Here is a 26,652-nt window from a genome sequence, read left to right as displayed (position 1 = left end):
GGCTTACCAGCTGTCGTGTACGCTGTATCGCCCGCCCTGGGTATCCAAAGTGCAGAACGAATATTTACCCTCGGCGCAGGACCCGCTGTTCAAGAACAGTCGATCCCCGTGCTCTGCACGAGCGGCGGCATGGGTATGCCCCGTGACGACGACATCTGCCTCGCGAACGGTCGCCGCGGACATTGCCCAACGTTGGAAATTGCAACTCGCGGTCTCGCGATCGCCGCCTCGCTTGGCGTCCATCCGTCTGCCGAGCTCGTACAGCGTGCTCGAGCCCAGACGACGGACCCAGCCTCCCAGCCACACGCCGATCTCGCTGAGGCGGCGGGCGATGGGATCGTTCTGATGCCCGTGCGTGAACAGCACCCGGACCCCGTTGGCTCCGAGCAGCAGCTCTTCCGGGGCGCCTTCGGTGCTCGCCACGATGTCGTGGTTGCCATGGACGTAGCGGTACTTCGGCGTGCGAAAGCGCGCGGCGATCTCGCGATGGTGCGCCCGGGCATGGGCCAGCTCCGCGGCCGCCTGGCCGAAATGACGCCCCGTGAGGGTTTCCCAGATGTCCCCCAAGAGCACAACGCGTTCGAAATTCTTCTCGAGGAAATGCAGGAAGCGCAAAAACTCGTGGTCGTCATGTCCGAACAGATCCGCCGGACCGCCGGAGCCCAGGTGGAGATCGGAAATGACCGCGATATGCATGTGTTTGCTGCCCCAAAGGCGGGGCAAAAAGCCCAATTGACCTGGTCTATCTTGAGCCACAATGCTCCTCACGCCAGCCCTGCTGCGAAAAATGTTCGCCACCTCTGCAGGCTGCAACGAGCGGAGAACGTGCGGAAATTATCTGAGCCGCTATGATGTTGAGTACTTGATTGGTGCTTGTTCTCGGTCTCGACCGAGAAGAAACGAAAACGGAGGAATTTGGATGCGACGTCTCGCTACTTTGTTGGGCCTCATGGCCTGTGTCTCCTTTACGGTCGTGGGTTGCGGAAGCGACGACGACAGCTCCGGCAGCGGCGGTAGCGGCGGTAGCGGCGCGACCGGTGGATCCGGTGGCACTGGTGGCGGCTCCGCTGGTTCCGGCGGCATGTCCGGCTCGTCCGGGTCCGGCGGCATGTCCGGCTCGTCCGGGTCCGGTGGCATGGCTGGAGCCGCAGGTTCCGGCGGCATGGCCGGCGCTGCGGGTTCCGGCGGCATGGCCGGTGCGGCGGGCGCTGCGGGCGCCGCGGGCGCTGCTGGCTCGAAATAATACGCAAAAGTCGTCGAGCGCGCGTTTCGGCAGGGTCCGGAACGCGCGCTCGACGCGTATGCTCGTGAGCGGTGGATCCGTATCGCGAGCGAGGGGACCGGCGTACAGATTCGTCCACGCCCACGGACGGCGTGCTGCTGCGCGTCGACGTGTCCGGGCGCGCCGGGGCGGACGGACAGCATGGACGTCGCGGCGCGTCAGGCGTGGCCTCGGGGGCTGATGGACGTCGTGGGGAAGACGCCGGGCCGGCCCAGCGCGGCCAGAGCGGAGGGGGCATCGACGTCGTGCTGCGCGACGACCGCGGGGGCGTCGCTACTGTCGAAGGCGACGCGCGAAGCCCAGAGGGGCGAAGCAAGCGCGTCAGCCGAAGCTTCGAGGTGGGCGACGCGGGATTCGTGGATCTGGTGGCGCGAGGCGGCCGCGGCGGTGACGGCGGGCGTGGGGGACGTGGGGGCAACGGGGCACGAGGGAGCAGTGGCAGCGATGCGACGCGCTACAGCTCCGGCGGGGATGGCGGACCGGGGGGCGACGGTGGCGACGGTGGGCGCGGCGGCCACGGCGCGAATGGGGGTGGCGGCGGCACGGTGGTGGTCCGCGTCGTGGAGGCCGATACCCCGCTGTTGATGTTGGTGCGCTCCGGCGTGGACGGTGGCGAAGGCGGCGATCCGGGCCGCCACGGAAGCGGCGGCTCGGGGGGGCCCGGAGGCTCCGGCGGCAGCTCCTACCACTGGACCGAGTCCGAGACCTACACGGACTCCCAGGGGAACTCTCAGACGCGCACGACCTCCCACTCGAATCCCGGCGGCTCCAGCGGGCGCGCTGGCCGCGACGGATCCGCCCCGCGCTCGGAGCTTCGCTCCGGGGGGCACGGCCCGGGCGGCTCCTTCGCCATCGTCGTGATGGATGGAGCTCAGGCGGGGACCTATCCGTCGCGCTTCGAGCTACGCGTCGCGGGGCTCGCGCACCAGAGCGACAATGGCGATGGCGTGTACGAACCGGGGGAGAAGGTGCACGTCCGCGACGTGGAGGTGACCAACGTCGGGGGCATGCCCACGCCGGCGCGCTCGGAAGTGCGAGTCGCGCTCCGGTCCGAACGCTGGATCGCGCCACACGACGCCGAGCTCCTGCTCCCGCATCCACTGCAGCCGGGGCAGACCCATCGCTTCGAGGGCTCCTTGGTGTTCACCATCGGCGACTACGAGCCGACGACGGCGGGGGACGCTCTCGCAGAGAGCGAGCGCATTCGATTCCGCGGCTACCTGCCGGCGGTGCGCCGGGAGTTTCCCACCTTCGAGCGGCAGCTGACGGACGCCGTGCGACAGTTCGTGGTTCGCTTTCCGGTGGAGGTGTCGCCCCTCGAGACACTGCCGTCCCTGGCACCGGGAGAGGCAGCTCGCGTCTCGTACCGCGTCACGAACGTTTCGGGGCGAGCGTTCGGCAAGAGCAGCGAGCTCGCGCGGCGGATCGTCACCCGCATTTCGACGGAGGCTCCGGACGTGGCGTACTTCGACGAGGCCGACGCGCGCGTCTCCCTCTCGCCCGGGTTCGAACGCGAGCTCGCGACGCTCGGTCCCGGGGAGTCGGCGGAGATTTCGGGTACGCTGGCGGTGCGCGTCGGGGCCGAGGCGTACTCGGAAATCCGGCTCTCGGCGGAGCTGCTCCTGGGGCGCATCGAAGCCCCCGAGGAGCTTCGCCGGGTGCAGTTTCGGGAGACGGGGGTGCGCGTTGCGGAGCGCTATCGACGGAACGAGCGAGCCGAGATCCTGTTGGTCGTCAACAATCGCACCACCCGCGGCGAGCTCGACGCCTGGCGTGCGCAGGCGTCGCGGTTCGGTACCGAGATCTCGACCTACGACGTCTCGTTGGAATGCGGGTTCGATCTGGCGCGCTTGGCGGAGGACGTGCGCGGCAAGACCATCGTGGTGCTGAGCTCGCTGGTAGACACGCCGGAAGGCGAGACTCGCGCGGCCACGCTGGTCGACAAGGATCAGCTGCACGCGGCCTGGGCGGAGGGCACCCACGTGGCGTTCGTCGGCCGGCGTCCGCGCCTCGAGCCGCTGTTGGTGACGACCCGTGCGCCGCGCGCCGAGCTCCGGGGCCTGCCGGAGATCGCTGACTACGTCGACGGACTCGGGCTCGAGGACGAAGACTTGGGCGCCAAAGCCGTGGACGAAGGCATCGACGTGTTCTCCGTGGGGGTGACGCTGTGGCCGTTCCAGAAGCCCCGAGAGAGCGCCCTCGCGCGTGTAGCGGCTCGCCTGGGCAAAGCGTTGGACCTCGCGTTTCCTACTCGGCGCTACCTCGTGGTCCACCACTACGAGCCGACGGAACCCGAGGGCAGCTTCTTCGCGCGGCGCTGCAGCTTGGGGCGCATCGCGGTTCGTCGCACCCTGGACGCCACCACGGGAGCGTTGGTCAGCCTCGAGGTCGACGAAGAGCGACTGCACGACGCGAGCTTCGTGGCCAGCGAGGCGTGCACCATGCTGCTGGCCCTGTCCGCCAGCCTCGACACCAAGCTCGGCCGGCTGTCCCGCGCGAAGGACCCGGATACGGAGCGGGCTTGCTCGAGGGCGCTGGCGGTGGATCTGGCCAACGAGCAGGAGGCCGCGGCCCGGCAGCGCTGGAGCGTCGTCTCGGCCACGGCGCTCAGCGAGCGCCTGGCGGTGCTCGCGACCTGCCTCGGGAGCGAATGCCGCGAGAAGATGCTTCCGGTTCTGGCGGCCGTGTTGCTGCTCGCCCGAGCGCGGGTGCGCTGGTGGGAGTGGCTGCCCCCGTTTTTCTGGCTGCGTCGGGCGCCGCGTCTGCTCGGGGCCGTGCGCCGGATGCTGGGCAAGGATGCCGCGTTGAGCGAAGAAGCCCAGCGACAACGGGACGAATGGCGCGCGCTCAAAGAAGAGCACCCTGACCACTTCGAGTATCGGCTCTCGGCGCTCCGCGAGCCGATCGCCGGTGAGACCGTGGAGACCGATGCCGAGCTGTTGCTCGATCCCGAGCTTCGCGTGATGGACGGCGAAAGCTTCGATCGCGTCTTGGCTCGTGACAAAAAACGACGCGCCAAGCGCAGCAGGCTGTTGGCCGCCGCTGAGCGCGGTCGCGGCCAACTGCTCCGAAAAGAGAGCGCGGAGGAGCTGCTCAGCGCCGCCGCCGGCGAACCAGCAGAACCGCGCCCGTCATGACGAGCCAAGCTCCACCGGGAGCGTCTTGGCGCGGTGCAGGTGTCCGGCAGCCACAGCCCGCGGCATCCCCGGAGGCGTCCTGCTTCGGGATCACGCCGTCCGTACCGCCGTCCGGTGCTTCCCCCGGCCCCACGCCGGTCCCCCGCAACGTGATCTTGCGAAAGCGATCGTCCGGGTCGTTCGTCACGTAGGTCAGCACTGTCTCGAAGGGACCCATCGCCTGCGGTTCGAACACCACGTCGGCGGATTGCTTCTGCATCGACTCCACGAACACTTCGGGCGGCAGAGCGCCGAAGGTGCTGGTCATGGACGAATCGACGAAGGCGACGGCGCGCGCCTTGGCCTCACCCACGTTGGAAAGGGAGACGCTGAGCTTCTTGGATTTTCCGAGCTCCACGGCGCCGAAATCGAGCTCCGCGGGCAGCGGCTCGATGTCCGGCAGCGGCACGTGGACTCGCACGGGATCGAAGATGAAATCCTGCGATCCGACCTTGAGGCTGGCGGGGACGTCGACGATGGGAATCGAGAAATCCTTGCCCAACACCGTCAAGAAGAAGGACGGGATCAGGTGGATGGTGCCCACGTAGTCCACGCGCCCTTCGGGGAACACGTCGTACTCCACGAAAGCGCCACCGGCGAAGTCCCGCAGGGTGGTGCCGTTCTCGCTCTCGATGTTGGTGTCCGTGACCTTCGCCGGCTCGATGCGCATCCGCTCCGTCTGGTACGTGGCGGTGAGCTCGCCCTTCGCGTCGAGAGCGACGCCGCCCTTGCTGATCTGGCTTGGGATGCCGGCCAGGCTCAGCACGTTGACCTCGAAGAGCCGGAGCTTGGGTGACAGCCCGCTTGCGCTCACTCCGTTCGGCTCGAAGGCCCAAGAGGTGAACTCCTTCTCGCCCGCCATTTTCCAGTCGACCTTGGGCACGAAGGGGATGTTCCCCTGCCACTTGATGCCGACACCGCCGACGGTGAGATCCACCTTTGCCTGAGCACCGACCTCCAGGCCGTACTCGAAGCTCAAGAACCCACGCCCCCCGCCGGGCGTTGCGAGGGTCATGGGCTCGGGCCAGGTGGTCTCGAAGCTGCCTTCGAGCTCCACCGTGGTCTGGGCCGGAAGCTTGACGAAGAACCGAACCTGGATGTTGCTGCCGTTCGGGATCCAACCGGTGTCCCAGTCGAACGCCACGGGCAGCTCGATGGTCTTGGCGTAGGCCAGCGGAGCAGTGGTGCACTCGTAGTCGGTGGCCGAGCAGTACTCGGCGATCACCTCACCCGGAGTCGGAGCCGCGCCGGCGTCGGGTGCCGCTGCCGCGATTCGTGGCGCACCCAACGCGACGCCAAGAGCCAGCCCAGAAAGCAAGCGTGCGCGTTTCATCGTTTGTCCCAGCCACGGACAAATTACCACGGGCTCAGGCGGGCGTCGCCTCCAGCGCGCGTCGATAGCGCTCGCGTCGGGCATTGTCTCGAAGGATCTCGTAGGCTTCGTCGAGCACCTCGATGACCAAATCCAGGTCGTCCCTGAGGTCCGCGTTGGCTGCCGTGAGCAGGCGGCTGGGCTCGAGCTCTCGCCGGAGCTCGAGGTAGGCGCGCCGAACGTCGTACCCTGTGGCCCCTCGACTCACACCCAGCAGCGCGAAATAGTCGCCTTCGTCCACCAGCGCGCGGCGAGCGACGATGCGCTGTCGGATGGCGTTCTCGTCCAGGGCATCGAGCTGAACCGGAGCCGGCGCCTCGGCGGCCGCCTGGGCCGGGCTTGGGCCCAACACCTCGAGCACGCCCAGGCATCGGAGGCACAAGAGCACCGCCGCAAACGCCGGGTCGGGGGCGGCAGCGACGGCTTCCCCCGCGGTGTTGCCCGAGAGGCGCTGCACCAAGGCCACCTCGGAATCCGGGAGTGCGCACTCGTTCAAGAGCGAAGCGCTGGGACCTTGGTTCAGCCGCGCATCCGCGCCGCCGAGACGAGCCATGGCGTCTTCCGGGGAGATCACCCGGCGACCGATCTCGACCAGCACTTCTGCGCCGGTGGCGCCGCCGAAGGCCGCGGGCTCGGCCGCGAGGCGGGGCGGGACGTCACGCTCCACGCTGGCTCCTCCGCTGTCCATCAACACGATGTGTCCCAGGATCCACTCGGAGTGAGCACGCAGCACCGGCCACAGCTCGTCCTGGCGCAGATGCCCGTTGGCGATCAGCGCCGCGCCGGCATGGCGGCCGAAGGCGGGAAGGCGATGCCCCAGGCGCGTGGCGATGTCCGGTGCGAGTACGCCGCGCTCGCTCAAGAACGCCACCAGGCTCTCACCCTCGGCGCCCGACGCGGCGATCACGATGTCGCCGTCGCGCATCACCACGCGTCGGATCCCAGCGCCGTCCTCCAGCGCCAGGGCCCCGCTGAATCGCGAACGCACTGCCCGGGCGAGCGCCTCGAGGGCGTCGCCACGCCCGAGCACCGAGGGAATGTCCGGCGTGCGCGGGGCGGCCGGGGCTGCGGTGGGCACGGGATCGATGCGCACCGGTGGAGGAGCGCCCAGCGGTACGTCGTAGGGTCGTGGCGGACGGGGCTCGATGATCTCCGGTAGCGAGCGGGACGATGGCGTTCCGGACAGACCTCGCGCCTCCACCGCGGTGACCATCGCGTTGGGTGGGGGCGCGGGCCAGCTCGGGGGTTGCGCCCGACCCGAGCCCTCGGGGGGCCGTGTGGAGGCTTGCGCGCCGGTGCGTGGCGTTGCCGGCGGCTGACTGGCGACGTTGGTCCGTCCCCCGCTGGTGCCGCGGGGCGGTGGTGCGGTGGGTTCCGCCCCCGCCGTGCTCATGTGCGGGACGAAGGCTTGAGACAGCGGGCCCGCCACGGTGCCGGCCGCAGTGCCGAGGCCGGTGCCTCCTGCAGAGTGCGTCCCCGTTCCCGTTCCGAGGCCCGTGCGTCCGCTGGCACTTCCAGAACGCGTGCCGTAGGCGCTGCCGATGTCGGAGTCATCGTCCTGGGCTTCGAGATCGAGGGGCTCGTCGAGGGCCGCGAGAACTTCTACGGGCAGCACCGCCTCGACTTCTTCGTCCGGGGACATGCGCAGCGAAGGAGGTGGTTTGTCGCTTCGTCCCGGCGCCATGGAACCGATGCGTTGCTCCGCGCGAGCGAGCAGCGACTCGAGCTCCGGGCTCATTTCCGTCTGCGGGATGTGCCGTGGCGCCTCTGGCTCGGGTGCAAACCCCAGGGGCACCGGAGCGGGCAAGCTCGGGTAGCTGTGCTCGTCGTCCACCGGCACGCTGGAGTGGGAAGGGAAGTCGGCCTCTGGAGGCTGAGCGTTCGGGGTCGCGCTGCCTGCCGTGCGTGGCGGCGTGGTGGAGGGCAGCTCGGGCTGCGGCTCTGCGGGAGGCATGCCGAGCAAGGCCTCGATCTTGTGCACCAGCGCGCTGGGATCCACCGGACGCAAGAACAGGCCGCTGCTCTGCTCCGTGAGGGCGTCGGCTTCTTCCGGTTCTTCGGCCGACAGGAAGATGACGTCGATGTGCTCGCCGTCCGGCAGCTCCCGGAGCTTCTCCACTGCGGCGAGAGCCCCCGTGGCGTCGAGATCGCAGACGACGACACGCGGAGGACGCGTCGACGCGCGTTCGTTCAGCACACCCGTGGGCACGGCGTGCGCATCGAAGCCTCGCTCCGACAGCGCACGGGCTAGGAGCGGCCCTTCCTCCGACTCGTCACTGACAAACACCAGCGCCGGGGGCGGGCTCTCGGGTGCGTCGGACGCCACGCTCCGGGAGTTTAGTCGGCTTCCGCCAAATCTGCGGAAATACCTGGGTTAGCGCTGGCGTTTGTCGCCCCCCAGCGCTCGGCTGAGGGCGATTCCCGCCCGAGGCCACCAGGGCGCGGACACCACCGCCACCGTCACGAAGACGATCAGGAACAGCTCACCGTGGGTGACCTCGAACACCCCGCGTCGATAGCACAGCTACAATCGCCCCGTGCTCCGCTACGTCATCGGTTTGGGCTCGAACCTGGGCGACCGCCTCGCGCGGCTTCGGGCGGGGGTCCAGGGCTGCGCCGAAAATGGCACAATTGTGGCCGTTTCCACGCTGTTCGAGACGGATCCGGTCGGTGGACCGAAGCAGGGACCCTACCTCAATGCGGCCCTTCGCCTCGATTCCGAGCTGTCTCCCGAGACGCTGCTCGACGCCCTCCTGGCGGTGGAGCGGCGTCAGGGCCGCGAGCGCAGGGTCCGCTGGGGCCCTCGGACCCTGGATCTGGACCTGCTCTGGTCCCCGGGGCTTCAGCGCAGCGTGGCGCCGTCGCTGCCTCACCCCCGCCTCGCGGAACGTGGGTTCGCCCTGATCCCCCTGCTGGAGGTGGCCCCGGACGCTCGCGATCCGGGCTCTGGGCGCCCGTATGCCGAGCTGCTCCCAGGCCAGCCTCTGGAAGGGCTCCGGAGGGTTCCCGCGCCGACCCCATGGTGTCCGGATTTCCCTCATGAAATCGAGGTGTTCCAAGGCCTATAGACACTCGGCTCCCGAGGTGGTACGAGCCGCGCGCCGCTGGCGTTTCCAGGCGAATTTTTCGACTGGCAAGCACCCGGCTCCCACCCCTCAGGAGTGCCCGTGACGCTCGACCCTAGCGCGATGGCTGCGCCCCTCACCCTCGCAATGAGTGGCGCAGGCGTGACCGTCGATCTGGACCTCACCTTCGTGGTGCAGATGGGGCTGTTTGCCCTGCTGGTGCTGATCTTGAAGCCGCTGCTCTTCGATCCGGTACTGCGGATCTTCGAAGAGCGCGAGAAGCGGACCGAAGGCGCACGCGCCGAGGCCCGCAAGATGCAAGAAGAAGCCGGCGTATTGCTGCAGAAGTACGAGCGGGAGCTGGAGCGCATCAACGCCGTGGCGGCGGAAGAGCGCGACAAGGCGCGCAGCGAGACCGCCAAGCTGGAAGCGAAGATCTTGGACGAAGCCCGCGAGGTCACCAACAAGATCGCCGAAGAGGGCCGCAAGAAGATCTCCGAGCAGGCGGCGACGATTCGTTTCGATCTCGGGCGTCGTGCGGAACAACTCGCTCGTGACATCGCGAACCGGGTTCTCGGAAGGGAGCTCAGCTGATGCGCAAGGTCGCACTGGTCGTCGCCTTCGCCGCATTGCTGGTGGCGGGTGGAGCGCTGGCGCAAGAAGGCCACTCAGAGCCCACCGCCGCGGAGCACGGTATGCCCGCGGAGCACGGCGCCTCGGGGGAGCAGGGCGCCGAGCACGGCGGCCACGTTCCCGGAGAGATCAACTGGTTCACCGGCCTCATCGGTGAGAGCGAAAGCTCGGAACCGGGCCTTTTGTGGCGCAAACCGGGCACCCCTCCACCGCTCGGGGCGTTGCTCATCAACACCGCGATTCTCTTTTATTTGTTGGGTCGGTTCGGCGCGCGCCCCGTCGCGGACGCCTTGAAGAAGCGCAAGAGCACGATCATGCAAGGCATGGACGACGCTCAGCGCATGAAGCGCGAGGCGGCGGATCGCCTCGCGGACTACGAGGACAAGCTCGCCCACGTGGACGACGAGATCGAGCGCGTGAAGCGCGAGATGCGCGAGGCCGGCGAGGCCGAGCGCGCGCGCATATTGGCGGAGGCCGAGGACAAGCGCGCCCGCATGGAGCGCGATGCACACCTGCTGATCGAGCACGAGCTCAAGGCCGTTCGCGAGCAGCTGCTCGCGGAGACGGTGCACACGGCGATGGATTCCGCGCGGAAGTCCCTCGAGAAGCAGGTATCGGCCACTGATCAGCAGCGGCTTTCGGAGGAGTACGTCAAGGGCCTCGAGCAGGCCGTGAACGCGCGAGGAGGACGAGCGTGAGCAACGCCGCCATTGCAGACCGCTACGCGCGGGCCGTGTTCGAGCTGGGCGTGGAGACGGGTCAGCTCGAGCGCTTGAGCGAGCAGATTCGGAGCATGGCCCGCGTCTACGGCGAGAGCGCCGATCTGCGCGCCACCCTGGACAATCCGCTGGTCGAGGAAGACGCGCGGCAGAAGCTCCTGGTGGAGCTTTCCCGGCGCCTCGGCCTCGGGGAGCTGGCGGTGAACACCATCAAGCTCTTGGCGCAGCGCCGACGCCTCAGCGCGCTGCCGGACATCGCCCGGCGGCTCGGGACCTTGGCGGACGAAAAGGCCGGCATCGTGCGAGCGGTGGTCACCAGCGCCGCGCCGCTTTCCGAAGCGACCTACGACCAGCTCGCGAAGAAGCTCGAGAGCGTCACCTCCCGCAAGATCGTGATCGAGCGCAAGCAAGACCCTTCACTGATCGGCGGTATCGTCACCCGCATTGGTGACAACACCATCGATGGCAGCATCAAGGGACGTCTGGACGCGCTCGAGCGCCAGCTCCTTTCCTGAACGAACCTCGCGCGCGCGAGCGCGCCTTTACGGACCCTTGCCCGTACGAGAGACGAACCATGCAGCTCAGTGCCGACGAGATCTCCCAGATCATCAAGCAGCAGATTCAGAACTTCGACCGCGCCGCGCTCGTCACCGAGACCGGAACGGTCCTCACCTGCGGTGACGGTATCGCCCGCATCTACGGTCTCGACAGCGCCATGGCCGGCGAGCTCGTGGAGTTTCCCGGGCGCATCTTCGGTCTGGTGTTGAACCTGGACCAGGACAGCGTCGGCGTTGCCATCCTGGGCGACAGCACGACCATCAAGGAAGGCGACGTGGTGAAGCGCACGGGCCGCATCGCCGACGTGCCGGTGGGCGAAGCCGTGGTCGGCCGCGTGGTCAACTCCTTGGGTCAGCCGGTGGACGGCAAGGGCGCCATCGACACCAAGGACCGCCGCCGCATCGAGGTGAAGGCCCCGGGCATCATCGGTCGCCAGCCCGTGAAGGAGCCGCTGCAGACGGGCCTCAAGGCCATCGACAGCATGATTCCCATCGGACGCGGTCAGCGCGAGCTCATCATCGGTGACCGCCAGACCGGCAAGACCGCCATCGCGACCGACACCATCATCAACCAGAAGGGCAAAGACGTCTTCTGCATCTACGTCGCCATCGGACAGAAGGCGTCCACCGTGGCGCAGGTGGTGGACAAGCTCGCAGCCCACGGGGCCATGGACTACACGACCGTGGTGGTCGCTACGGCGACCGAGCCCGCGCCGCTGCAGTTCCTGGCGCCCTATGCCGGCGTCACCATGGGCGAGTACTTCCGCGACACCGGCCGCCATGCGTTGGTCATCTACGACGATCTGTCCAAGCAGGCCGTGGCCTATCGCCAGATGTCGCTGCTCCTCCGCCGCCCGCCGGGGCGCGAGGCATATCCGGGCGACGTGTTCTACATCCACTCGCGCCTCCTGGAGCGCGCGGCGAAGATGGGCAACCGCTACTTCGTGGTGAAGAAGGACACCAAGGTGCCCGCTGGCGATTGGGACTTCCGTGGCGTGGACGACAAGGTGCACATCGGCGAGGAAGGCCACGAAAAGGCCGAGGAGTACCTGAAGGCGCAGGACAACAAGGCCGAGCTCGAGATCGCGCGTGACCCGCACTCGGGTGGCTCGCTCACGGCGCTGCCCATCATCGAGACGCAGGCCGGCGACGTGTCCGCCTACATTCCCACCAACGTGATCAGCATCACGGACGGGCAGATCTTCCTGGAGAGCGACCTCTTCTATTCCGGTGTTCGGCCGGCCATCAACGTCGGTATCTCCGTGAGCCGCGTGGGCGGGAACGCGCAGATCAAGGCGATGAAGAAGATCGCGGGCACGCTGCGCCTGGAGCTGGCGCAGTACCGCGAGATGGCCGCGTTCTCCCAGTTTGCCAGCGATCTGGACGCCGCCACCCGCGCTCAGCTCGAGCGTGGCGCGCGTCTCACGGAGCTCCTCAAGCAAGGCCAGTACGTACCGCAGCCGGTGGAGAAGCAGGTCGTCATCATCTACGCGGGCACGCAGGGATACGTGGACAAGCTCCCGGTGGATTCGCTGCGTCAGTACGAGATGGAGCTGTTCCGTTACCTCGACGAGAAGCACCCGGGCTTGTGGGAGGAGATCCGCACCAAGCGCGAGCTCACTGACGACATCAAGAAGAAGCTCGACAAGGCGCTGAAGAAGTTCGGCAAGGGCTTCGTCGCCTCCAAGGACGACTGAGGCATTCGTGGCGAATCTCAAGGCGATCCGCAAACGCATCGGCACCGTCCGGAGCACGCAGAAGATCACCCGCGCCATGAAGATGGTCGCGGGTGCTCGGTTGAACCGCGCTCAGCAACGCATCTTGGCGCTTCGGCCCTACGCGGTGAAGACTGGCGACGTGCTCCGGGAGGTCACCGCGGCGGCGAACCGGCGAATGGAAGAGGACGAGGGCGGAATCGACATCGACCATCCGTTGCTCGCCCGCCGGCCCGAGAAGCGTACGCTCCTGCTGGTGGTGACCAGCGACCGCGGACTGTGCGGTGCGTTCAACACCAACATCTTGCGCGCCGCCGAGCGCCTCTGGCGCGAGCGGAAGGCGGATGGCCAAGAAGTGCAGATCGCCACCATCGGACGCAAGGGTCGGGACTATTTCCGGCGGCGCAATGCACCGATATTCCACGTGTTTTCCGACGTCTGGGACCGGCTGGATCTGGAGCAGGCCCGCAACGTCGCGCGCACCGTGCTCAAGCCCTTCGTCGACGGCGAGGTGGACGCCATCTACGTCGTGTACAACGAGTTCAAGAGCGCCATGACGCAGCGGGTGGTGGCTGAGCCGCTGTTCCCGCTTCGGCTGGACGAGCCTGGAGACAAGGGCGAGGCGAAGGTGGACGGCGGCTACGAGCGCGAGTTCATCTTCGAGCCGAACAAGGAAGCGCTGATGGAGCGCTTGGTCCCGATGTACGTGGAGATCTCGATCTTGCGGGCACTGCTCGAGTCCATGGCGTCCGAGCTCGGTGCACGCATGACGGCGATGGACTCCGCGACCAAGAACGCTTCCGAGATGATCAGCAAGCTCACGCTGCAGTACAACCGCGCGCGTCAGGCCGCCATCACCACCGAGCTCATGGAGATCATCGGCGGTGCGGAAGCGCTGAACGGCTGAGTCGGGGGATCCGGGATGGCCAAGCGCAGCGGAAGGAAACCCACCCGGTCCAAGCGGAAGGCGCAGACTCAGAAGGCGGCGCGCGCCGAGAGCCAGGGGCTTCCGTCCAAGCGCGTCGAGAAGCCGAAGGTCGCCGCCAAGCCCGCCGTAGAGGCAAGGCGGCCGCGCCGCAGACGGGTGGACGACGACGAGGACGACGCGCGCGACAGCGAGCCGCCGCCCTCTTCCGACAGCGCCGTAGCAGCGCCGGAGACCTTGTCGGATCGCTTGCGGAGAGTGCCGACGGCCGCGTGGATCGCGATCGCCGCGGTGATCGCGGTGCTGATTTTCGGGCTGATCCGCAACCGCAGCGAGAGCACGCCGACGGCTGCCGAGTCCGCGACGCCCCAAGCAGCCACGCCGGAGACCCCGCCGGAGCCCGCGGCCGAGCCAGTGCTCAGCGCCGAGCCGGGCGCCGCGACCACCGCGGGCGAACCGGCCGGAGCGAGCAGCGGCGAGACGGAAGAGGAGAGTCCTCCGGAGAAGGCCGAAGACGACGGCGAGAAAGAGACGGAGGAGGAGGCGCCACCGGCGCCGACTCCGACGCCCGTCGCTCCCGCGCCGAAGCCCCCGACGAAGAAGCTCGGCGCGCCGCCTGCCGCGCCGTCCCAACAAAAGAAGACGCCTCCGCCCGCTCCCAGCCCCAAGCCCACCGCGGCTCCGGCTCCGGCGGCTCCCGGCGGCGGTACCGACAACCCCTACTGAGCCGCGCTTTGTCGGTGGCTCCGCCGGGTTCTCGACCAAAACTGGCCCGGCGGCCTCGGGAGTGCGAAATCTCGGGAGTGGCGGCCTGAATGTTCGGGGGCCCCCGCGAAACGGTGAGGAACAGCCATGTGTGGAATCGTCGGTTACGTAGGCCCTCGGAGCGCTGCTCCCATCTTGTTGGACGGTCTCCGGAAGCTCGAATACCGGGGCTATGACTCGGCGGGGCTCGCCGTTCACGATGGACAGCAGATCGAGATCGTTCGTGCGGTAGGCAAGCTCGACAACTTGGATCGAGCGCTTTCGAGTCGCGCCATCGAAGGCAGCACTGGCCTCGGCCACACCCGTTGGGCGACCCACGGCCGGCCCAGCGAGCCGAACGCGCACCCCCACGCCGCGGGCGACGTGGCAGTGGTGCACAACGGCATCATCGAGAATCACCTCGAGCTGAAGCAGGCCCTCGAGGCGGATGGCGTGCGCTTCTCGAGTGACACCGACACGGAAATCGTCGCCCATCTCGTGAGCCGCAAGCTCGATTCGGAAAAGAGCTTGTTCGATGCGGTGCGGGCGGCGCTGTCGGAGGTGCGAGGCGCCTACGCGCTGGCCGTGATCTCGCGGCGGGACCCGGATCGTCTGGTCGTGGCCAAGAGCGCTTCGCCGCTGGTCATTGGCCTCGGTGACGGCGAAACCTTGTGTGGCAGTGACATTCCGGCGCTGCTCGGTCACACGCGACGCATGCTGTTCCTCGAGGACGGCGAGATGGCGGAGCTCACGCGCGATGGAGCTCGCATCGAGACGCTCGCCGGTGAGCCCGTGGAGCGCGAGGCGAAGCAGATCAATTGGAGCCCGGTGCAGGCGGAGAAGGGCGGCTACAAGCACTTCATGCTCAAGGAGATCTTCGAGCAACCCCGCGCCGTGGAAGACACCTTGCGCGGACGGGTGCGACTGGAGACGGCGGAGGTCGTCGGAGCCGAGATTGGTCTCGACGAAGAGACCGTCAAGAACGTGGACCGCGTGATCCTGCTGGCCTGCGGTACGAGCTATCACGCGGCTCTCCTGGGCCGCTATTGGATCGAGCAGCTCGCGAGGATCCCGGCTCATGCGGAGCTGGCCAGCGAGGTGCGCTATCGAGATGCGGTGCTTACGCCCCGGGATCTGGTCGTGGCGGTGAGTCAGTCGGGGGAGACAGCGGACACTCTCGCGGCGGTTCGCTCTGCCCGGGAAGCCGGCGCACGGGTGCTGGCGGTCGCCAACGTCCTCGACAGTGCCATCCCCCGGGCGGCGCATGGAGCGCTCTACACCCACGCGGGACCGGAGATCGGCGTGGCGTCCACCAAGTGCTTCACGACACAGCTGGTGGCCATGCTGTTGCTCTCCGTGTACCTCGGGCGCACCCGGAACACGCTCGCTGAAGAGCCGGCGCGGCAGACGCTCCAGGCACTACTCGAGCTGCCGAACGCCATGCGCGACACGCTGAATCGTGATGACACCGCCTTGAGCGTTGCTCGCAGCTGGCAGCACGCCGACCACATGTTGTTCTTGGGCCGCGGGCTGGGCTTCCCCATCGCTCTCGAAGGTGCACTGAAGCTGAAAGAGATCAGCTACGCGCACGCCGAAGCGTACGCGGCCGGCGAAATGAAGCACGGCCCCATCGCGCTGATCGACGCCAACATGCCGGTCGTGGTCGTGATGCCCAAGGACCGGCAGTACGAGAAGACGCTCTCCAACGTGGAAGAAGTGCGCGCGCGCGATGGGCAGGTGATCGCCGTCGTCAGCGATGGGGACCGGCAGGCGGAGAGGCTCGCCCAGGTCACGCTGCCGCTTCCGGAGGTTCCCGAAGTGGTGCTGCCGATGATCGCGATCCTGCCGCTGCAGCTGCTCGCGTATCACATGGCGGATCTCAAGGGCACCGACGTGGACCAGCCGCGGAACCTGGCCAAGACGGTGACCGTGGAGTGACGGCCTGATTGAAATAGTGCCGCGTCGTTGGCGCGCTTGACAGCGTAGTCGCCGTCGGATGGATTAGCTCGATGCGAGCGCTTTCAGTCGTCATGTTGAGCACCTGGACGATGGTCGGTTGTGGCGGCAGCGCCACCGCGCCCAAGGCCCCGACCGAGGGCGCTCCGTCCGAGCCCGCCCCGGCGGCCGCCAAGGCCAGCTCCGGGGAGTCGGAAACCGGGGAAGATGCCGAAGAAACCCCAACCGGCGCGCTGCCCGAAAAGTGCGCCAAGTCCGGCTCGGGGCTATGCGTTCCTCCCAGGAGCTTCGCTCAGAAGGTGTGCCAAGACAGCTACCCCGGCGTGGCCCTGGCCATGTTTCGCAAGGGATCGCCCTGGACTCGTGGCTATCTCACCCGCAAGACGAAGGCGTGGAATGCCTCCGGAGGTGCGTCGGACTCCAGTGAGCTGGCCTTCGACGAAGAGGTGCTCGTGTTGCTCGAGCGTGGCGGAGACCCGAACGGCATGCAGGTGAGCGGCTCCGGAGGCTACGACGCCCTGCGCTGGAACGGCTCCTGCGTGACGTTGGCGAAGGAAGAGCTGACTCTCAGCGTACCGCCGAAGCCCAAGAACTCGCACGTGGAGTGGCGCTTCTTGGGCGATGGCATTCAGGAGAAGCTCCGCGAGTCGGAGCCCGTGAACGCCGCCTATCGAGCGCGTCGCAAGGAGTGCAAGGGCGCGACCATGGGCAGCGTCACCTTGAAGTGCGAGAAGGCCGACGACGCTTTGAGCAACGCGATCGTAGACTACGTACGCTCCGGGGGCGAAGTGCCCAAACCCGACAAGCTGCCCTGAGGTGGACGCATGCTCGAGCCTGCTCTCAACGAAGTCGGAAAGGTCGTCGTACAGAAGCTCGCGACGCTCACCGCCGAGGATGCGCGGCAAGCACTGCGGAGTGTCTCGCGATTTTCCGCGGGCGGCGTGGTGATGGTTCCGGGACTGGGCGCCTTCGCGCTCGGGGTGCTCGCGGGAGCGGGTCTCGGGCTGCTGCTCGCGCCTCGCTCCGGCAAGGAGACCCGCCGCGCGATTTCCAATGCGCTATCCGCGCGGATTGCGCGGCTGCGCGGCGCCGGCTGATCGGCGCCCTGGCATCTCGACGGGCCTCCCGCATACAGTCGCTGCCCGCGGAAATTGGCCGCGGGACAGGAGGCGACGTGGATCCGAAGGACAAGACCCTACTCGTTACCGGGGGAGCTTCCGGCCTGGGCGCGGCGACGGTGCGCGCATTCGTGGCCCGCGGGGCTCGAGCAGTGATCGTCGACAAGGCCAAAGAGCCGGGGGAGGCGCTCGCGAAGGAGCTCGGGGACAAGGTTCGCTTCGTGGAGGCGGACGTCACCAACGAGGCGGCCCTCGAGGCGGCAATCGACCGCGCGACCAGTGACTTTGGCACGTTGGACGTCGCCGTCGGGTGCGCGGGGATCGGCACGGCCGGACGGGTCGTCGGCAAACAGGGACCGTTTCCCTTGGATCTGTTCGCGCTCACGATCAACGTGAACCTGGTCGGGATGTTCAACATGGTGCGGCTCTGTGCCGCGCAGATGATGCAGAACGAGCCGAACGAACAGGGCGAGCGTGGAGTGATCGTGACCACCGCTTCGATCGCGGCCTTCGACGGACAGATCGGACAGGTCGCCTACAGCGCGTCGAAGGCCGGCGTGGTGGGCATGACGCTTCCAGTGGCACGGGAGCTGTCGAAGTTCGGGATTCGCGTGGCGACCATCGCCCCCGGCATCTTCGACACACCGATGATGGCCGGGTTGCCGGCGGAGGCGCGGGCCAGCCTGGAGGCCACGGTGCCATTTCCTCCGCGCCTGGGAAGGCCGGCGGAGTTCGCGGCCCTGGCGCTGACCATCGCTGAAAACACGATGATCAACGGCGAGACGATCCGTCTCGACGGCGCACTGCGGATGGCGCCGCGCTGAAGGCGCTCAGCGCAGCGTGACCAGCTCCTCCGCGGCGGTGGGGTGGATGGCGACGGTTCGGTCGAAGTCCGCTTTCGTCGCCCCCATCCGCAGGGCCACGGCGAAGCCCTGAAGCATCTCGTCGGCGCCCATTCCGATCACGTGGACGCCGACGACTTTCTCTTTCGGTCCGACGGTGACGAGCTTCATGGCCGTACGCTGCTTCCTCTCGGTGAGGGCAAAGTACATGTTCGAGAAGCTGGTGGTGTAGGTCTTCACGCTCCCCCCGTAGGCTTCCCGGGCCTCGTCTTCCGTGAGCCCCACGGTCCCCAAGGGGGGGTGGCTGAAGACGACCGTGGGGATGTTCTCGTACTCGAGGCGAGCGTCCGGCAATCCGCCGAACAGGCGATCTGCGAGGCGCCGCCCCGCCGCGATCGCCACCGGCGTGAGCTGCCACTTTCCGGTCACGTCTCCGACGGCGTGGACCCCCTTCACGTTGGTGTCTTGCCACTCGTCCACCTGCACGTGGCCATCAGCATCCAGGGCGATGCCCGCGGCGTCCACGCCGAGAGTGTCCGTGCTCGGATCGCGGCCGATGGCCCAAATCAGTGCGTCGTAGCCGGGATGGCGGGTTCCGTCGTCGCTGACGAGATCGATGCAACCCGTCGCGTCGCGCTCCACCTGTGCGAGATGAATGCAGGACACGATGTTCACGCCCGCTTGGCTCATCTCGTCCATCAGCGTATCGCGCAGCAGCGCGTCGAAGCGACGTAGGAACTGCTGCCGACGCAGGAGAAGCGTGACCTCGGAGCCGAGGGAGTTGAAGATCCCCGCCAGCTCCACGGCGATGTAGCCGGCGCCCGCGATGGCCACGCGGCGAGGCTTTCGTTCCAGCTCGAAGAAGCCGTCGGACGTGATGCCCAAGTCGGCTCCCGGGATGTTCGGGAGGCGAGGCTTTCCGCCGGTGGCGATCAAGACGTGATCGGCCTCCAGTGTGTCGCCGCCCACCGTTACGGCTCGCGGACCTGCGAAGCGCGCGTGTCCCTCGATCAGCTGCACGCCGCTCACCTCCAGGTTCTTGCGGTAGATCCCGTTGAGGCGTGTCACGTAGGCGTCACGACGTTTCTTCAGCTCGGCCCAGTCCAGCTCTCCCGCGTGCGTGTCGAAGCCGTAGCCGCGGGCGTCCTCTGCTGCTTCGGCCAGCGAAGCGGCGTTGAACATGACCTTCTTCGGCACGCAGCCGACGTTCACGCAGGTGCCTCCGAGACGGCCCCGTTCCACGAGAGCGACCTTCGCTCCGTGCGCTGCCGCGCGCCGAGCCGACGCCAAGCCACCGCTCCCGCCGCCGAGTACCAGGTAGTCGACCTTGCTCATGGTCGTCCCCTCATAGCTCCAGACGGGGCGCTGTGGCCTGCTCACTCGTTCAGCCGATCCGGCAGCTGACGGAGCGTCTCCCGCAGCAACTCGATATCGAACGGCTTTTCGAGCACGGGTGGGGTCCCGAGGGAGCGGGCGCGGCGGGCGAGGGGGCTGTCCGGCGAGCCTGTAATGAACACGAAGCGCGCAGCGACATTTCCTGCAATTTGCAGGACTTGCTCATAGAGATCCAGGCCGGATGCGATGGGCATCATCAGGTCGCACAGGACCGCGTCGTAGCGCTGCCCCCCCCGGATCAAGTCCAGCGCGGCGACTGGATCTGTCGCACATTCGATACTTGCGGGGATTAGCAGGCGCCGCAACGCGGAGCAGATCAACTCTTCGTCGTCGACGACGAGGATCCGAGTGGTGGGAACGAGCTGCACGGGGCCGCCAGGTGGGGATTCGAGCAGCATCCGGCAGGGCTGTCGCCTGGCGGATGTGCCAGGTGTCGGTGGGTGCGTGACGGGCGTCACACTGCCTGTCATCCGCGCCAGTTGTCCCCTTCAGGGGTGCGCGGGATTGTCGCTCCAGGGTGAGGGGGCTCTCGCCTGCAGTCAAATTCAATGGCCAACAAGACGCGGCGCCCGCGTACCTCCCGCCCACCCTCCAATCGCGTCCCAAGACGGAGTCGTGCGTCCCGCTCGGAGCACGCGGTCCTGGTGGATGTTCGCGGCCACATCCATCATCTCGGAACCGGCCTGCGCCACCTGCTCTTGGGACACCGGCGCGAACCCCGCACCCTGGCGGAGCTGTTCGGAATTCGAGCGCTCCCCTCCGCGGTGGGCAAGGCGCTCCGGGGGATCAAGGGGTCGAGCTCCACCCGCGTGGAGGTGTCGGCTCGCAGTCTGTCCGGCGCTCGATTCGCCCTGCACCTGAGCATCGGGGCGTCCGGGGAGCTGGTACGCGTCAGTGTCGAGCGGCTCCACCCGCTCGACGCCAGTCACCGGAACCCCGTGAGCTACGAGATCTCCGGAGGTGGGGAGGACTTTGGCATGCTGCGGCGGGCGAGCTGCTTGCGGGGGGCCGCGCCGGCGGTGGGGGTGCGCTGCTACGAAGCCTTGGCCGGCTTGCCGGCGCCGTGTCCTGGATGTCCCGCGCTTTCAGTTCACGAGCAGCGGGCGCAGCGCAAGAGCTCCGGGGTGTTGTCGCTCCCGGCCGCTCCCTATCGCTTGGTGACAGCGGAGCGCGCCGACGACTCCACCATCCGCGTGATCGCATTTCCCGTGAGCGACGGCCTGTTGTCCGAGCTACTGCAGGCGAAGATCGCGCTCCTGGCACGGGACGCGTCGCTTTCGGAGCGCGAGCGCGCAGTGCTGGAGCTGGTGTTGCTGGGGCGCAGCTCGGAAGAGATCGGCAACGTGCTCGGGATCACCGTTCGGACCGTGCGCTTTCATCTGGGAAACATCTTGAGCAAGGTGGGGGCGGACTCCCGCGCGGATCTGAGTCGGCTGCTGCTTTAGGGCAGCGCTTTTTCGAATTGGTCTTGGAGCTTGCCGTCTCGATCGACGATGCGCGCGGAGATCCCGGTCTTCGTCACGTCGAACAAGGCGAAGTGGTAGAACTTCCCAGAGGCGACGCGCATCGCGCACTCTGGACGATCGATGTTCTTGTCGACGTCGCCGAGCAACCCGCCGCCGCCAGCGATGGTCAGATAGGTGAGCGTCTTTCCCGGCTCCGAAGAAGGCACCTCGAAGCGCTCGTAGCCGTGCATGTGGCCCTGCAGAATCAAGGATACGCCATATTGCTCGAACAGCGGCTCGAACACGTTGCGCGCGGCGACGTTGTCGCCCGTGTCGCCGCACGTCAGAAACGGCTTGTGGAAGTAGACGATGCTGAAGCGATAGCCGGGTGAGGCCGCCGCATCGGCGATCTGCTGCTTGAACCATCCGACTTGCGGAGAGCTCGCGTCGAGCGACGTTTCCGTGTCCAGCGTGAAGAACCAGACGCCACCGCTCGAAAATCGATAGTAACCGTCGGTCCCATCGAAGCCGGCGTTGCCGAAGAAGCGGGCGAAGTACTGTTGGTATTCGTCCGGCTTTTCGTTTTCGTGATTGCCGATGGACGGCAAGAAGGCCCCGTGCCGCAGCATGGGCGCCATCGCCGGAAACCAGTACGCCCACGTCTCCAACCCGGAGGCGTAGTACTGAATGTCTCCGCCGTGGACGGTGAAGTCGTAGTCCTCCCCCTGGATGACTCCGAATAGATCGGCCACCGTCGTGGACAACCCCGGATTGGTGTCCGCGGTCGCCAGGAAGGAGAAAGTCTCTCCCGGCGCGCGGGCGGTGCACAGCCGGCCGTCGTGCTCGGGCGCCGTCGCGACCTCGTAGTGGTAGCAGGTCGATGGTGCGAGCCCGGTGAGCTGGGCTTCGTGCATGTAGTAGGTGCCCGCCTCGTCCGGCGGAGCGTCTGGGTTGAGCAGCGAGCGATAGGTGTTGTTCACCACGAACTCGGTCTCGGTGCTTTCGAACTCGAGGGTGCTGCCGCTCGACTCCGGCGTGAGCGTCACGCTCGAAGCTGCGCCCGGGCGGCAGGCTTCCCAACGCAGCAGCGCCGACGTGCCGTCCACGTGCAATGCCCAGGGGCGTTTGCTCACGCCGTTGCCCGGGCAGCCGCCGTCCGTAGTGGCGTCGCTCCCCGCGTCCATGGTCGTGCCCGCGTCCACGGTGGTTTTCGGGGAAACGGAATTGTCGTCGCTGCACGCCCCCAGCGCGAGCGAAAGGCCCAGGAACCAAGCGCGTTTCACGCGAGAAGCCTACCACGTGGTGCGCTACCCTTCCGAACGATGGACGCCAGGTACCAGAGCAGCGACGCCCTCGGGCGCCTCCTCGGCTTCGGCCTTGCGTTCCTTTTCGTCGCGGCGGCGCTCGCGCTGAGCTTCGTCGTGACACCGGCAGACATCGAAAGCGGTCGCGTGGTGCTGTCGCCCACCTGCACCTTCAAGAGCATTACGGGGCACGAGTGCCTGACCTGCGGCATGACCCGCGCTTTCGCGGCCCTGAGTCATGGTGACCTCGGTCGGGCAGTCGAATACAACCGCGGCAGCCCCGTGCTGTACGTTGCGTTTTGGGTCATCGCGGCTGCCACCTTGGTGGCTTGCGTGCGCGCGGGGCGGGACTTTCGCCGTGCGCGCTCAGCCGCGCCACACGGCGCCCAGGTCCCAACTGTCGAGACCGCGCACGCCCGGGGTGTGGGCTCCCCGAATCGCGAGCTCGCCGACCACCCCTAGCGATAGCGTGGCGCCGATGCGTCGTGCGTCGCTGGGAGACGACTGCGGAGGGTGCTTTGCCAGCGCGGGGTCCGCAGCCGTGAGCAGAGACAAGAGCGCGCCGCTCGGCCCCGGCGCGACGCGCCGGGCGAAGCCCAGCATCAAGGAAAAGCGCCGCGCGCGCTTGCGGTAGTCCAGCTCCGCCCGGGGACGCGGCGCTGCGCGCAGCTCGTGGCCCGGCCGGGCGAGGACGGCGGAAAGCTGCTTGGCGATCGCGACCAGGTGCGGTGAATCGTCCGGGCACAGGATTTCTGCGGGTTCGCCACCCCAGCCGGAGGCCGCACCGGAGCTGCGGCCGAGGCTTTCGAGACCCAGATGGGCGAGCTGCGACGAGGGCACTGAATCCAACAGCTTCTGCGCCACTCCCGGGGCGCCCCAGGCGCCTGCGTCCGCGCCGGTGAAGAGCACGGCCCAGCCAAAGGATCCGGCCGCGAATCTGACGGCGCCCGGCCGAGGCCGGTGGAGGAACTCTCCGATCCAGCTGGCATCCGTCTCGCTGGCCTCGAAGGCGCGCAGGGCGTCCGACAGGTCGCTCGCGAGGCTCACTTCGATGCGATCCAGGAATGCGGCGCCCCGTGCCGCGTGCAGGTTGCGCCTGAGGAGCATGCGGCGAGGTCCCGTCTCTGCGATGAAGGCGCCCGTGCCATCAGGGGCGGCGGCGTTGAATCCCCGGGGCACGATGGCCGTCACGGGGCTCGCCAGCGTCACTGCCAAGCGCGTCGGGTCGTTGCCCCGCACGATCACCGCCAAAGGGTCTTCGTGGTCGCCACTGGGAGCGCCGAGCGCCTCGAGCACTCCAACGCCGGCTCGTGCGCGGGATCGATTCAGCGCGAACAACACGTCGCGAGCATCGAGGGCGCGGCCCCGGGCGGTCATCAAGTTGGGGCGCAGCGTCACCCGCAGGCCCGACGCCACGCGCTCCGGCAGGCCTGCCGCCAGCGCCGGGTACGGCCGGCCGTTGGGATCGAGGGCGAACAGGGGATCGAAGGCGGCCGCCCCGAAGATGGCGGCGGACGCGTCGTCTATGGCGTGGGGATCCAGCGTTGCCGTGGGCCATGGGACCTTCATGCGCACCACCCCTCCGTACGGCGTACGACCCAGTGCCAGGGCAGTTCCGCTCGACAGCACCGTCGCGAGCCAGGCGCGACGACCGAACGTCAACGTACGAGCCACACCGCGCCTCGGGTTGCCACCACGATGGGAGCCATGCCCGTGTCCTCGGCATCGCAAACGGCGATGGCGCGTACACCGGTTGGTACCCCGACGCGCAGGCGCTCCGTCACTCGGCCGTCGTCCTGCCAAGTGCTAACGATCAGAGCGTCCCCTCCAGGGGTGAGCGTGTTTGCGCCCCACAAGATCTCGGGTCGGCCGTCGCCGTCCGGATCGCCCACGGCGAGCTGTGCGCCGACGCCTTCTACGCGGGCGCTCTTGCCGCGGTCGTCGGTCACCACCACGCTGCTGGAGTTGAAGCTCCGCTCGGCGCGGATCAGCCGCGTGGAGCCGTTCGGTTGGACCACGCGAGCGCCGGCCAGGGCGTCCGCGGGCCCCGCCATGCGGGCCACCTCGGGCGCGGCGTCGCCGTCGGTGCAGGCCTCGATCTCCGGCCGCACGGACAGCCCCACGACGCGGGCACAACCGCCGCCCGCCCAAGGCAGCCGGCGTCCGAGCTTGCCCGTCAGCACCAGGTCGCCTTGCATGCGCACGCCATCGAGCCGGTCACTCAGGCCGACGTCGACGGTTCCCGGCTCGCGAATCACGGCGCTGGCGATCGGCTCTCGGAGCGGCGCTCGCGACAGAGGAGACAGCTCGGTCCAACTGCGGGTCGTGGACGACAGCAAGCGACCGCTTCGGATGCGACCCAACTGAATGCGATGACGCCCCACCAACACGATCTCCTGGGCGCCGTCCCCGTTGGCGTCTCCGCACGCGACGGCGACGGGATCCGGCTCGCTGGTGGGCGCTTTGTCGATGTGCTGCGCCACGAGGGGCACCGGCGGCAAGAAGGTCCGGAGCTCCGCGTCCAGCTTGCGGCGTGCGAACGTGTGTTGACTGGGACTCGGTTCCGGATCGCGTACGCGATCCCAGAAGCTCTTCGGCACTCGATACACGTCGACCGCTACCTGCAAATCGCCATGTGAGAGGTTGGGCGTCAGATGCACCAGGGTGCCGGCATCGCTCGCCAACGTCCGCGCTCGGGCGAGCTTGGCCGCCTCGTCGCTGGCACGGGCCCCGAGCGCTCCGGCGACCACATTGGAAAGCCGCGCGGTGAGCCCAGCAGGGTTCTTGACGCTGGGTTCTGCCGGCAACGGCGCCGCCACCACTAGCGCGCCCGGCGGCAAGTCATCCAGAGAATGGCGGATTTCGCAGGCAATTTCGGCCATCGCGCTGCCATGCCCTCGTCCACACGTCGCCGCAGGGGTCGGGGCGGCCGGCTCCGCCGCCGTCGCCGTGGGCGACACGGCGGTCAAGACGGCGCACAGACACAGGGTCGTGACGCGTTGGTTCATGGTTTTTTTCGCCTTCTGGTGGCTGTCCGGGACAATCCTGGCCTCATCCGCACCATCCTATGATATCGGATCGAGCGGCTTGCTCCCTCGGTTCCCTGTCGTTCTGGCCGTCGCCGTGCTGGCCTCCTTCTTGGCGCTCCTGACGCCGAAGCGCGCTGCTGCGCAATGCGTGGACGAAGCCCTGAAGGAACAGCTGGTCGGGCGGCGCGCGTACCGCGGAGTAGTACCTCGCCTGTTCAAGAAGGCACTGCGGCACGAGCTGTCTCCCATGGGAGGTTGGTACGCCGCGGATCTGTCGGATGGCGCGCCCGTGTACGGCGGTGCCTACACCTTCCACTTCAGCGAGTACCTGGGACTCGAGGCGTCCTACTTCCGCACCCGTCAGAAGTACGGCTTGTTGCAGGCCATCATCGACCGACAGCAGGGCTTGGTCTCTTTCGTGGAGAGCCCCGAAGAAGACGTGCAGCTGTTCTTGGGTCACCTGGTCTGGTCACTGGCCTACGGCAAGGTACGTTGGTTGGGTGGCGGCATCAGCCGCTTCGACTTCTACTTGGCGCTCGGCGGGGGTGCCACGGACACGTCCAACACCGGCGGGCTCGGTCTCACGGGCTCGGGTGGCTTCGGCATGAAGTTCTACCTCACGGATTGGCTCGCTTTGCGGCTGGACGCTCGCGATCACGTGCACAAGCAGCGCGCCCCGTTGGCCGTCGAGAAGGTCGTGAACGACGTCTCGCTGATGGGCGGCTTCAGCGTGTTCATTCCGTTCTCGAGCTGAATCGTGCAGCTCGCGCGGGAGCCGCTCTCGGTCGAGGCCCCGGCAGCGGAGCGGGACCGGCACTATCGCGCCGTGCTCGAGAGCGTGTGGGCGCTCTTGGAGGACGAGGACGATCACATCGCCGCGCTCTCCACCGTTGCTTGTGAGCTGCACCACGCTTTCACGTATTTCGATTGGACCGGGTTCTACCGTCAGGTTCGCCCGGGGCTCCTGGTCGTTGGTCCCTATCAGGGTGGGCACGGCTGTCTGCGCATCGAGGTGCCACACGGCGTGTGTGGAAAAGCGGTCGAGTCCGCGCGCACGCAACTGGTGGACGACGTGAATGCCTTCGAAGGTCACATCGCGTGCTCGACCACGACCCGCTCGGAGATCGTGGTGCCCGTCGTATCCACCGACCGCCGCGTGGTCGCCGTGCTCGACGTGGATTCGGATCAGCCCGCCGCGTTCGGCGCCATCGATCGCGAGCACCTGGAAACACTGTGCCGGGAGCTCGGCCGCAGGTTCCCGTAGCGTTCTTTGGGGCAGGATGTAGGTGCGCCGCGGAAACCGCCGGGAGCGCCCCCAAAGCGTGGCGTTGCCGGCACACAACCCGAGGATTCAGCGGCTCTTTTCGGCGTTCGG

General features: G+C 67.7%; 25 protein-coding genes. 17 read left to right on the top strand and 8 right to left on the bottom strand.

Annotated features, from left to right (window positions below):
* Positions 1–3: 3 nt before the first annotated feature.
* A complete protein-coding gene (locus tag H6717_18235) occupies positions 4–696 on the bottom strand; it encodes a metallophosphoesterase family protein (GenBank protein MCB9578974.1) in 693 nt (230 codons plus the stop codon).
* Positions 697–919: 223 nt separating this feature from the next.
* Here H6717_18235 and H6717_18230 point away from each other — a divergent pair, with 223 nt between their 5' ends.
* Positions 920–1,243: a hypothetical protein gene (locus H6717_18230; GenBank protein MCB9578973.1), complete on the top strand. Its 324-nt coding sequence runs from the start codon at positions 920–922 to the stop codon at positions 1,241–1,243.
* A gap of 71 nt (positions 1,244–1,314) precedes the next feature.
* A complete protein-coding gene (locus H6717_18225) occupies positions 1,315–4,419 on the top strand; it encodes a hypothetical protein (GenBank protein MCB9578972.1) in 3,105 nt (1,034 codons plus the stop codon).
* Here the strand turns inward: H6717_18225 and H6717_18220 are convergent.
* Complete coding sequence (locus tag H6717_18220; protein ID MCB9578971.1) at positions 4,376–5,791, bottom strand: hypothetical protein; 1,416 nt, start codon at positions 5,789–5,791, stop codon at positions 4,376–4,378. The genes H6717_18225 and H6717_18220 overlap by 44 nt on opposite strands.
* Positions 5,792–5,825: 34 nt before the next feature.
* Positions 5,826–8,156 (bottom strand): hypothetical protein, encoded by a 2,331-nt coding sequence (locus tag H6717_18215; GenBank protein ID MCB9578970.1) that lies wholly within the window; start codon positions 8,154–8,156, stop codon positions 5,826–5,828.
* Positions 8,157–8,367: 211 nt separating this feature from the next.
* On the opposite strand from H6717_18215, the gene folK reads away from it, so the two are divergent.
* From folK to H6717_18160, 11 genes are all read left to right on the top strand, one after another.
* Positions 8,368–8,898 (top strand): 2-amino-4-hydroxy-6-hydroxymethyldihydropteridine diphosphokinase, encoded by a 531-nt coding sequence (gene folK, locus H6717_18210; protein MCB9578969.1) that lies wholly within the window; start codon positions 8,368–8,370, stop codon positions 8,896–8,898.
* Between the two features lie 120 nt (positions 8,899–9,018).
* Positions 9,019–9,489, top strand: a complete 471-nt coding sequence (locus tag H6717_18205; protein ID MCB9578968.1) for an ATP synthase F0 subunit B — start codon at positions 9,019–9,021, stop codon at positions 9,487–9,489.
* Complete coding sequence (locus tag H6717_18200; GenBank protein MCB9578967.1) at positions 9,489–10,226, top strand: ATP synthase F0 subunit B; 738 nt, start codon at positions 9,489–9,491, stop codon at positions 10,224–10,226. Before H6717_18205 ends, H6717_18200 begins: the two co-directional genes overlap by 1 nt.
* Complete coding sequence (gene atpH / locus H6717_18195) at positions 10,223–10,762, top strand: ATP synthase F1 subunit delta (protein ID MCB9578966.1); 540 nt, start codon at positions 10,223–10,225, stop codon at positions 10,760–10,762. Before H6717_18200 ends, atpH begins: the two co-directional genes overlap by 4 nt.
* A gap of 59 nt (positions 10,763–10,821) precedes the next feature.
* Positions 10,822–12,501, top strand: a complete 1,680-nt coding sequence (locus H6717_18190) for a F0F1 ATP synthase subunit alpha (protein ID MCB9578965.1) — start codon at positions 10,822–10,824, stop codon at positions 12,499–12,501.
* Between the two features lie 7 nt (positions 12,502–12,508).
* Positions 12,509–13,426 (top strand): ATP synthase F1 subunit gamma, encoded by a 918-nt coding sequence (atpG, locus tag H6717_18185; GenBank protein MCB9578964.1) that lies wholly within the window; start codon positions 12,509–12,511, stop codon positions 13,424–13,426.
* A 15-nt stretch (positions 13,427–13,441) separates the two neighbouring features.
* Positions 13,442–14,170 carry a hypothetical protein gene (locus H6717_18180; protein ID MCB9578963.1) on the top strand — a complete coding sequence of 243 codons (729 nt, stop codon included), beginning with the start codon at positions 13,442–13,444 and terminating at the stop codon, positions 14,168–14,170.
* A gap of 126 nt (positions 14,171–14,296) precedes the next feature.
* On the top strand, positions 14,297–16,126 hold the full coding sequence (glmS, locus tag H6717_18175) for a glutamine--fructose-6-phosphate transaminase (isomerizing) (protein MCB9578962.1): 1,830 nt from the start codon (positions 14,297–14,299) through the stop codon (positions 16,124–16,126).
* A gap of 71 nt (positions 16,127–16,197) precedes the next feature.
* Positions 16,198–16,959, top strand: a complete 762-nt coding sequence (locus H6717_18170) for a hypothetical protein (GenBank protein MCB9578961.1) — start codon at positions 16,198–16,200, stop codon at positions 16,957–16,959.
* A 132-nt stretch (positions 16,960–17,091) separates the two neighbouring features.
* Positions 17,092–17,241: a YtxH domain-containing protein gene (locus H6717_18165; protein ID MCB9578960.1), complete on the top strand. Its 150-nt coding sequence runs from the start codon at positions 17,092–17,094 to the stop codon at positions 17,239–17,241.
* Positions 17,242–17,318: 77 nt separating this feature from the next.
* A complete protein-coding gene (locus H6717_18160) occupies positions 17,319–18,086 on the top strand; it encodes a 3-hydroxyacyl-CoA dehydrogenase (protein MCB9578959.1) in 768 nt (255 codons plus the stop codon).
* 6 nt (positions 18,087–18,092) lie between these two features.
* On the opposite strand, the gene gor is transcribed toward H6717_18160, so the two are convergent.
* Positions 18,093–19,439, bottom strand: a complete 1,347-nt coding sequence (gene gor, locus H6717_18155) for a glutathione-disulfide reductase (GenBank protein ID MCB9578958.1) — start codon at positions 19,437–19,439, stop codon at positions 18,093–18,095.
* Positions 19,440–19,480: 41 nt separating this feature from the next.
* The gene (locus H6717_18150; protein ID MCB9578957.1) at positions 19,481–19,867 is read right to left on the bottom strand and encodes a response regulator; all 387 of its coding nucleotides are present in this window, start codon (positions 19,865–19,867) and stop codon (positions 19,481–19,483) included.
* 276 nt (positions 19,868–20,143) lie between these two features.
* Here H6717_18150 and H6717_18145 point away from each other — a divergent pair, with 276 nt between their 5' ends.
* On the top strand, positions 20,144–20,944 hold the full coding sequence (locus H6717_18145) for a helix-turn-helix transcriptional regulator (GenBank protein MCB9578956.1): 801 nt from the start codon (positions 20,144–20,146) through the stop codon (positions 20,942–20,944).
* Here the strand turns inward: H6717_18145 and H6717_18140 are convergent.
* A complete protein-coding gene (locus tag H6717_18140) occupies positions 20,941–22,227 on the bottom strand; it encodes a metallophosphoesterase family protein (GenBank protein ID MCB9578955.1) in 1,287 nt (428 codons plus the stop codon). The two genes, H6717_18145 and H6717_18140, sit on opposite strands and share 4 nt — an antisense overlap.
* A 39-nt stretch (positions 22,228–22,266) precedes the next feature.
* Here H6717_18140 and H6717_18135 point away from each other — a divergent pair, with 39 nt between their 5' ends.
* Positions 22,267–22,710 (top strand): DUF2752 domain-containing protein, encoded by a 444-nt coding sequence (locus H6717_18135; GenBank protein MCB9578954.1) that lies wholly within the window; start codon positions 22,267–22,269, stop codon positions 22,708–22,710.
* Here H6717_18135 and H6717_18130 read toward each other — a convergent pair.
* Together H6717_18130 and H6717_18125 are read right to left on the bottom strand one after the other, a co-directional pair.
* Positions 22,615–23,922 (bottom strand): hypothetical protein, encoded by a 1,308-nt coding sequence (locus H6717_18130; protein ID MCB9578953.1) that lies wholly within the window; start codon positions 23,920–23,922, stop codon positions 22,615–22,617. The two genes, H6717_18135 and H6717_18130, sit on opposite strands and share 96 nt — an antisense overlap.
* Positions 23,907–25,256, bottom strand: a complete 1,350-nt coding sequence (locus tag H6717_18125; GenBank protein MCB9578952.1) for a hypothetical protein — start codon at positions 25,254–25,256, stop codon at positions 23,907–23,909. Before H6717_18125 ends, H6717_18130 begins: the two co-directional genes overlap by 16 nt.
* Before the next feature lie 79 nt (positions 25,257–25,335).
* Between H6717_18125 and H6717_18120 the strand changes: the two genes are divergently transcribed.
* Together H6717_18120 and H6717_18115 are read left to right on the top strand one after the other, a co-directional pair.
* Complete coding sequence (locus H6717_18120; protein ID MCB9578951.1) at positions 25,336–26,031, top strand: outer membrane beta-barrel domain-containing protein; 696 nt, start codon at positions 25,336–25,338, stop codon at positions 26,029–26,031.
* Between the two features lie 3 nt (positions 26,032–26,034).
* The gene (locus tag H6717_18115; protein MCB9578950.1) at positions 26,035–26,541 is read left to right on the top strand and encodes a GAF domain-containing protein; all 507 of its coding nucleotides are present in this window, start codon (positions 26,035–26,037) and stop codon (positions 26,539–26,541) included.
* The last annotated feature ends 111 nt before the right edge of the window (positions 26,542–26,652 follow it).

It is taken from the genome of Polyangiaceae bacterium, from assembly GCA_020633235.1.
Taxonomy (GTDB): Bacteria; Myxococcota_A; Polyangia; order Polyangiales; family Polyangiaceae; genus JACKEA01.
The sequence above is the reverse complement of the archived record's forward strand: the minus strand, read 5'-3'. Positions and strand labels throughout refer to the sequence as shown.

Bases quoted from the DNA above. Each gene is read 5' to 3' on its own strand.
- H6717_18235 (MCB9578974.1), bottom strand. From the start codon at position 696: ATGCATATCGCGGTCATTTCCGATCTCCACCTGGGCTCCGGCGGTCCG.
- H6717_18230 (MCB9578973.1), top strand. From the start codon at position 920: ATGCGACGTCTCGCTACTTTGTTGGGCCTCATGGCCTGTGTCTCCTTT.
- H6717_18220 (MCB9578971.1), bottom strand. From the start codon at position 5,791: ATGAAACGCGCACGCTTGCTTTCTGGGCTGGCTCTTGGCGTCGCGTTG.
- H6717_18205 (MCB9578968.1), top strand. From the start codon at position 9,019: ATGGCTGCGCCCCTCACCCTCGCAATGAGTGGCGCAGGCGTGACCGTC.
- H6717_18200 (MCB9578967.1), top strand. From the start codon at position 9,489: ATGCGCAAGGTCGCACTGGTCGTCGCCTTCGCCGCATTGCTGGTGGCG.
- H6717_18190 (MCB9578965.1), top strand. From the start codon at position 10,822: ATGCAGCTCAGTGCCGACGAGATCTCCCAGATCATCAAGCAGCAGATT.
- H6717_18180 (MCB9578963.1), top strand. From the start codon at position 13,442: ATGGCCAAGCGCAGCGGAAGGAAACCCACCCGGTCCAAGCGGAAGGCG.
- glmS (MCB9578962.1), top strand. From the start codon at position 14,297: ATGTGTGGAATCGTCGGTTACGTAGGCCCTCGGAGCGCTGCTCCCATC.
- H6717_18170 (MCB9578961.1), top strand. From the start codon at position 16,198: ATGCGAGCGCTTTCAGTCGTCATGTTGAGCACCTGGACGATGGTCGGT.
- H6717_18165 (MCB9578960.1), top strand. From the start codon at position 17,092: ATGGTTCCGGGACTGGGCGCCTTCGCGCTCGGGGTGCTCGCGGGAGCG.
- gor (MCB9578958.1), bottom strand. From the start codon at position 19,439: ATGAGCAAGGTCGACTACCTGGTACTCGGCGGCGGGAGCGGTGGCTTG.
- H6717_18135 (MCB9578954.1), top strand. From the start codon at position 22,267: ATGGACGCCAGGTACCAGAGCAGCGACGCCCTCGGGCGCCTCCTCGGC.
- H6717_18125 (MCB9578952.1), bottom strand. From the start codon at position 25,256: ATGAACCAACGCGTCACGACCCTGTGTCTGTGCGCCGTCTTGACCGCC.